This is a genomic window from Mycobacterium sp., from assembly GCF_052143115.1.
In the GTDB taxonomy this organism is placed as follows: Bacteria; Actinomycetota; Actinomycetes; order Mycobacteriales; family Mycobacteriaceae; genus Mycobacterium.
The window spans coordinates 1-6951 of record NZ_JBKQTQ010000311.1 but is presented as its reverse complement, the minus strand read 5'-3'; the positions used below and the strand labels follow the sequence as shown (position 1 = coordinate 6951).

7 protein-coding genes, 1 tRNA gene and 1 pseudogene are annotated in these 6951 nt (G+C 62.1%); 3 read left to right on the top strand and 6 right to left on the bottom strand.

All coding sequences use genetic code 11. The annotated features are described in order from the left end of the window. From cydB to ACLQI9_RS30730, 4 genes are all read right to left on the bottom strand, one after another. Positions 1-955: cytochrome d ubiquinol oxidase subunit II (cydB, locus tag ACLQI9_RS30745; protein ID WP_442392702.1), on the bottom strand; the 955-nt coding region annotated here is incomplete at its 3' end. A gap of 27 nt (positions 956-982) precedes the next feature. Further along, entirely contained in the window at positions 983-2455 is a 1473-nt protein-coding gene (locus tag ACLQI9_RS30740; RefSeq protein WP_442392700.1) for a cytochrome ubiquinol oxidase subunit I, read from the bottom strand. An 84-nt stretch (positions 2456-2539) separates the two neighbouring features. Further along, positions 2540-3133 (bottom strand): HdeD family acid-resistance protein, encoded by a 594-nt coding sequence (locus ACLQI9_RS30735; protein ID WP_442380151.1) that lies wholly within the window; start codon positions 3131-3133, stop codon positions 2540-2542. A 44-nt stretch (positions 3134-3177) separates the two neighbouring features. After that, positions 3178-4440, bottom strand: coding sequence for an adenylate/guanylate cyclase domain-containing protein (locus tag ACLQI9_RS30730; RefSeq protein ID WP_442392698.1), 1263 nt, complete (start codon positions 4438-4440; stop codon positions 3178-3180). Positions 4441-4830: 390 nt separating this feature from the next. Here ACLQI9_RS30730 and ACLQI9_RS30725 point away from each other — a divergent pair, with 390 nt between their 5' ends. After that, positions 4831-5685 carry a DinB family protein gene (locus ACLQI9_RS30725; protein ID WP_442380155.1) on the top strand — a complete coding sequence of 285 codons (855 nt, stop codon included), beginning with the start codon at positions 4831-4833 and terminating at the stop codon, positions 5683-5685. Between the two features lie 527 nt (positions 5686-6212). Here ACLQI9_RS30725 and ACLQI9_RS30720 read toward each other — a convergent pair. Beyond that, positions 6213-6344, bottom strand: a complete 132-nt coding sequence (locus ACLQI9_RS30720) for a hypothetical protein (protein ID WP_442380157.1) — start codon at positions 6342-6344, stop codon at positions 6213-6215. A 129-nt stretch (positions 6345-6473) separates the two neighbouring features. Here ACLQI9_RS30720 and ACLQI9_RS30715 point away from each other — a divergent pair, with 129 nt between their 5' ends. Beyond that, positions 6474-6602: a hypothetical protein gene (locus ACLQI9_RS30715; RefSeq protein ID WP_442380159.1), complete on the top strand. Its 129-nt coding sequence runs from the start codon at positions 6474-6476 to the stop codon at positions 6600-6602. Positions 6603-6675: 73 nt separating this feature from the next. Here ACLQI9_RS30715 and ACLQI9_RS30710 read toward each other — a convergent pair. Next, a tRNA-Leu gene (locus ACLQI9_RS30710) sits at positions 6676-6752 on the bottom strand. A 115-nt stretch (positions 6753-6867) separates the two neighbouring features. Between ACLQI9_RS30710 and ACLQI9_RS30705 the strand changes: the two are divergent. After that, positions 6868-6951: pseudogene (locus ACLQI9_RS30705) on the top strand (response regulator); the annotation flags it as partial.

Genomic DNA, 6951 nt, shown 5'->3' with positions numbered 1-6951 from the left:
GGTATATCACCGTCAGCGGAGCCATCAGCGCCGTCACCCAGGTCATGATCTTGAGGGTGTACGGGGTCGACGAGGCGTTGTAGATCGTCACGTTCCACTGCTTGTTCAGCGTGGAAGGCACCAGGTTGGGATAGAGCGCTCCGAACAGCAGGATCACCACCCCTGCCACGACCACGGCAGTGCACAGGAACGCCCAGCCATCGGATGCGCGCCGCCACACCAACGCGACCGCTGCCAGTTGCGCGACCACCGCGACCGCCAGCACCAGCCAGGTCCAGTTCTTGCCGTAGGCCAGTTGCGTCCAAAGCCCAAAGCCCCCAACCAGTGCCGTCACCGGAAGCGACAGCCGCACTGCGAAGCGGTGAGCGTCGTCGCGGATCGCGCCGGAGGTCTTCAAGGCGACGAACACCGCGCCGTAGAACAGAAACAGCCCCGCAGTGGCCAGACCACCCAACAGCGTGTACGCGTTGAGCACATCGGTGATCGACACGTCCACGCGGCCATTGGCGTCCACCGGGAGCCCGCGCACCAAGACGGCGAATGCCACGCCCCACAGCACGGCAGGCAACCACGACCCTGCCGCGATTCCGAAGTCGGCCAAGGTCCGCCATTTCGAGTCGTCGATCTTGCCGCGCCATTCGATCGACACCGAACGCACGATCATGCCGAACAGGATCGCTAGCAGCGGCAGATACAGGGTGGAGAATACGGTCGCGTACCAGCCGGGAAATGCGGCGAACATCGCTGCGCCGGCGGTGATCAGCCAAACCTCGTTGCCGTCCCAGACCGGCCCGATGGTGTTCAACGCTGCGCGGCGGTGGGTTTCTGGTTCGCCCACGCCGACGCGGGCGAATGGCTCCATCAACATTCCCACGCCGAAGTCGAATCCCTCCAGGATGAAGAAACCAAGGAACAGCAACCCGATGATGCCGAACCACAACTCTTGCAGTCGCACCGGTCAGCTCCTTTCCGTCAGCAGGCGTTAATAGGCAAAAGACAACGGCGCCACCTCGTCATCGCTGGGTGACCGGGGCGCAGCCGGTTCCGCGTCGTGTTCCTGGGGCCCTTCAACGATGTATCGCTTGAGCAGCCAAAACCAGATCACCGCCAGCACCGCGTAGACCAGGGTGAAGGTGATCAGCGAGGTGACGACGATGCCGGAGGCGTGATGTGAGACGGCCTCGTGAACGGTGAATCGGACCTGCTGGTCGCCGGTCGGGTTAGGCACGACGATCCAGGGCTGACGGCCCATTTCGGTGAACACCCACCCGGAGATGTTGGCCAGGAACGGCGCCGGAATGGCAACCAGCGCCAGCCAGGAGAACCATCGTTGACTGGGGATTCGGCCACCGCGGGTGAGCCACAACGCAACCAGCGCGAAAAGTACCGGAATCGCCAGCAGCCCGATCATCGCGCGAAACGACCAATAGGTGACGAAGAGATTGGGACGGTAGTCGTTTGGGCCGAATCGGTATTGGTAGTCCTGCTGGATGTTGCGTACACCCTGCAACGTGACGTCGTGGGTTCGGCCTTGCGCGAGGAACGGCAGCACGTAAGGCACTTCGATCACCCGGGTAACGCTGTCGCAGTTGTTGTGCGTGCCGACTGTCAGGATTGAGAAGTCCGGATCGGTTTCGGTGTTGCACAACGACTCCGCCGAAGCCATCTTCATCGGCTGCTGAACGAACATCAGCTTGCCCTGATAGTCACCGGTGAAGAACAAGCCGACCGTCGCAATAAGCGCTACCCAACATCCCAAGATGGCCGCCGGGCGGAAGATGGTGCGGGCATCGGCGTCCGCGACGGGGTGGTCCGTTGCGGGTTTACCAGAACGGACCAGCCACCACGCACTGATGGCGGCGACAAACGTCGCAGCGGTCAATAGTGAGCCGGCGACGGTATGTGAAAACGCTGCTCGCGCAGTGTTATTGCCAAGCAGCGCGGTGATGCTGTGTAACTCCGCGCGCCGGGTCGCGGGGTTGTAGTGTGCGCCGACCGGGTGCTGCATGAAGGAGTTCGCCACGATGATGAAGAACGCGGAAACGTTGACGGCGATCGCGACGATCCAGATGCATGCCAAGTGCACTAGCCGGGGCAGCCGATTCCAGCCGAAGATCCACAAACCGATGAAGGTGGATTCGAAGAAGAACGCGGCCAGGCCTTCCATCGCCAGAGGCGCGCCGAACACGTCGCCGACGAACCGCGAGTACTCGCTCCAATTCATGCCGAATTGGAACTCCTGCACGATCCCGGTGGCCACCCCGATCGCGAAGTTGATCAGGAACAGCTTGCCGAAGAACTTGGTGAGCCGATACCAGGCGACGTTGTCGGTGACGACCCACGCCGTTTGCATGACGGCAATCAGCGGCGCCAGACCGATGGTGAGCGGCACAAAGATGAAGTGGTAGACGGTAGTGATACCGAACTGCCACCGCGACACGTCGACGACGTTCATCTGTCATCTCCCTGACAACAGGCCTGCTACTACGACGCAGTGTAGTAGACGGTTACGATCAACGCTACGGCATTGTCGCGTCGATCACGATGCGGCCGGCGAGGCCGTAAGGGCCTTGTCGACCCTCTTGGATGCGCTGCGGATCCCGAACGACGACACGATCTCGAAGACGCCGATGACAACGAGCCAGATGCCGACGACAAGCGTCAGGATCGCGAGCGATTCGAAAGGCGATCCGATCATCACAATGCCCGCCAGCAGGCTGATGCCACCAAGGAATATCTGCCAGCCGCGACCGGGCAAGGTGGGATCGCTGATGGCCGAGATCGACGTTGCCACACCGCGAAAGATGAAGCCGACGCCAATCCAGATGGCTAGCAGCAGAATCGCGTAGCCTTCGCCGAAGTGTCGGAAGCACAGCACCGCCAACACCAGGGAGGCTGCGCCGCTGATGAACAACAGCACGCGCCCGCCGGCCGAGACGTGCAGGCTGAACGCGAAGACAACTTGTGCGATACCGGTGACCAGCAGGTAGATGCCGAAGAGGACAGCGGCTATGAGGATGGAGTCTCCGGGCAACACCAGCACCAGGACACCCAGGGCCAACGCCGAAATTCCGGATAGCAGCGTCGACTTCCACAGATGCGGCAACAACCTTGGGACAGTAGTGGTTTCCATTGCCGAATTTTCCCACAAACGGTGATCTTGGTGGCAGGTTTGCGTTACGCGTTATACGCCGCCTCTTGTGGCGCCTCGGCACGCACACCGCCGGAACCGGTGTCTGGTTTGCGGCCAACGAGATACCACGTGCGCATGACGCCTTTCCCTTTGACGGCGAGGACGCCCCGCTCCTCTAGCAGGAAATCGTTTTTCAGCCGCTGGTAGACGGCCTCGGGCACCTGAATTCGTCCCACCGAATCGGTGGATTCCATCCGGGACGCCACATTGACCGCGTCACCCCACACGTCATAGAAGAACCGGCGAGAGCCCACCACGCCCGCGACGACTGGGCCGGAGGCGAGCCCGATTCGCAGGGGCAGCACGTCACCGCGCGAATCCCTTAGTCCGCTCACGGCTTCGGCCATGTCGAGTGCAAGGTCGGCTATCGCCTCGACGTGATCAGTCCGCGGCTGGGGCACTCCACTGACCACCATGTAGGAGTCGCCACTGACCTTGATCTTTTCCAGCCCATGCTTGTCCACCAGCCCATCGAAGGTGCTGTACAACCGATCCAGGAATCTGATCAGCTTGTCCGGCGCGACGTCGCTGGCCCGTTCAGTGAAGCCGGCGATGTCGGCGAACAGGACTGAGGCATCGTCGTACTTGTCGGTAATGATGTTGCGCGCCGGGTCTTTTAGCCGCTCAGCGATGCTGGCCGGCAAGATGTTGGCCAGCAGGGCTTCGGAGCGGTCGTATTCGATTTCCATGGCTTCTTGGGCGCGACGCATCTCGCGTAGCGCGTACCAGACCGTCGCGACCGCGATCACGCAGGCTGAGATCGTGGTGATGACGAAGCCCAGCGACAATAGCCACGCCGGTTGAACACCGGTGTCGCGGGGGACGAGAAACTGCAACGTGATCACCATCGCTGCGGCGACGGCTGCCAGGGTTGCCGCCAGGATGATGCGTTCGCTGCCCAGCTGTAACACGACGAGGCACGCCGCGACCAGAAAATAGAGCTGCAAGCCCGAGCCCGTGCCGATCATCCAGCAGACGACGAAGATCGACGCGTAGGCCGTGCCGAGAAAGGTCAGTGGCGCAACCAGCTCGCCGAAGCGGTGAAGCAACGGGACGATCGCGTAGATTACGGCGCCGACGATATTGATCGCGCCGGCCCACCACACTTGGGGTGCGGCCACGAGTTGCATCACGCCGAAAAATGCGCTGACGGCCATCGCCATCGATGTGCTGACGTGCAGGATGCTCCGCCGCCGTGCGATGCGCTCGGCATTGTGCTGGTCGCGGACGTGCGGCTGCGCCCGCACTGCTGCAACGCAGTCCGGCCTTAGCTGCGAACCTGGTGCTTGTGGGGCAGCCCACCTCTTAGCCGCTACGGCAAAAGCCTAATCGGTGAGCGCGAGTTTGCGGAACGCGGCGTCACGTCTTGTCGGGCAGATCATCGTGAACGCGGGTGTGCCCAATGCGGCCACGTATTCGCGTACATCGGAGAAGCCCAGTGCGCAAACCGCTTTCCGCCACGGTGAACGAGCGCCAGATTATGCACAGCCTCTTAGTACGCGATAGACAAAATGTCCGGATATTCGGAAGAATCAAAGAGTTCTATCAGTTTTTTCCTATCCGATGTTAAGTCGGCGGCACCGTTTTAGCGGCTTCAGTGATTCGGCGGCGCTGAGAAAATCGCGCATCTGAATGGGGTGCGGTCGGCTACGGGAGGACCCTCGGGCACGGGAGACATCGCGATCGCCTACGGCGATGACGCCCAGGCTGTTGCCTATGGCGGATTCGGCGACTTCGCCAGCGCGGACGGCACCAGCAGCTATGCCAACGCCGGCGCCAGCTCCGGCATGGTCGGCAGCTCCGGCTACCTCGACTCTGCCTCCGCGATCGGCGCCAACAGTTATGCCAACGCCAGCGACGGCTACCTCGACTCCCGGAGCGCCGATGGCACCTTCAGCGTCGCCAAGGCCGAGGTTGGCGACGCGGATGTGGCGACCGCTTGTGACTCGATCGAGCAGTGGACATCCTGGGCGTGCGTAGCCGGTGGTTGCGCACGATGCGCCCGCGACTGGACGATGTCGGTCATGCCCGATCAGAAGTCGCCCCGATCGTTTGGTGACGATCGTCAGGTGCTGACATTGTTGCTGCAGTATCAGCGGGAGTCACTGGCCCGCAAGGTCTTTGGAGTTTCTGAGGTTGCCGCACGCCAGTCTCCGGTGCCCAGCGGCACCACGCTGCTGTGGCTTGTCGAACACCTGGCCTACGCCGAGCGGCTGTGGATCATGCGTCGGTTCGTCGGCGGTGAGAAGCCGGCGCCGGTAACAACACACCAAACCGTGGATTGCGCGCTGGCCGCCTACCGAGATACTTGGGCGGCTGTTGACGCGGTGATCGCCGCCGCCCCGTCCCTCGACGAACTGAGCGTGATCGCCGATGACCGCGGCCATGTCACGCTTCGCTGGATCATCACGCACCTGCTCGAGGAAACCGCCCGCCATGCCGGGCATGCCGACATACTGCGCGAGCTGATCGATGGCGTCACCGGCCGCTAGTCGGTCGATCTGGGCTGACCTCGTTTGGTGGACAACCTTCCCGCAGGACCAGCAGTTCGGGACGCGGCGGACGTGCTCACCACTCGTGTTGTGGTGGGCAAGATCATCGCTACGGGTTAAGCAGGGTGGGGATCAGCGCCGGTCAGGCAGCGTGTGGCGGAAACTGACGGCAAAAAGCCCCGCCCTTCGGCCCAGTTGGCTGGCAAATGATCAACGTTCGGGGTTGCGGAGCGTTCATCTCCTGCGGCTGGCATGACACCGTCGCACTGACGCACGGGGTTGGGTCGGCTTGGGCTTCCCCAAGCAGGTCGACACCACCGACAGCTCCAATGATTGCTATCTCAGCCGCGGCCGAAATCAGCACCCGCTGCGTGAATTTCCTCATCATCTCCTCCTAATCGAGGATGCTCCGAGCCTTCCGCCGGAGAACGTTTAGAAATTCGTGAATTCTGGCTTTTGGGGGCGCCTTTTCAGTATGTGCTGAGATCAATGTTTCCACAATGTTTCAACAGTGTTTCTTGGCCAGCTCACGCGCTTGGTTGGCGTGGTCGTCTGCCGCGTCGCAACTCCACCACGTTGGCCTCGGGCGACTCGTCATTGGCCGGCGCATCCTCGGCGCCCTCCGCTTCGTCGGTGGGTTCGTCGGTGGTGAAGGACACCACCCGGGGGGATCTGGGGTGGACACTTCCACCCAGGGGCCCCGGCCCACGCGGCGGGATGGTCGATTCATGCCGTCTGGGCTGCTTTAGAGCGCACTGTGTAGCGCAGCATCCGCGAATGTTCTCGCCGTGCAGCGGCTTCCCGGCCACGACACTGCCGCCATGACGCTGGACACGTATTCGCACTTGTTCTCGGACGACCTGACGAAAGTGGCGGAATCGCTGGACAAGGCAGCCCGGAAAGCGGGCGCAGCATGACGTACTGCGGTACGACTGCGGTATTTTTGGACCGTCAGAAGGTCGGCATAAAACCTGTCTGTGCTGGTAGACCTGGTGCCCTCGGTGAGATTCGAACTCACACTGTACGGGTTTTGAATCCGTTTCCTCTGCCAGTTGGGATACGAGGGCTTTTGCTCGGCCTCCTACCTTAGAGGCGGCCTCCCACCATAGAGGATTTGGCGTCGTGCCCTGTGTCGCCGCCCCCGAGGTCGCTCGTCGTAACCGCCCACGAGACAATGTCACCATGACAGGCCCTACGACCGACACCGGTGCCGCTGTGCCGCGCCGGGTCCTGATCGCGGAAGACGAAGCGCTCATCCGACTGGAC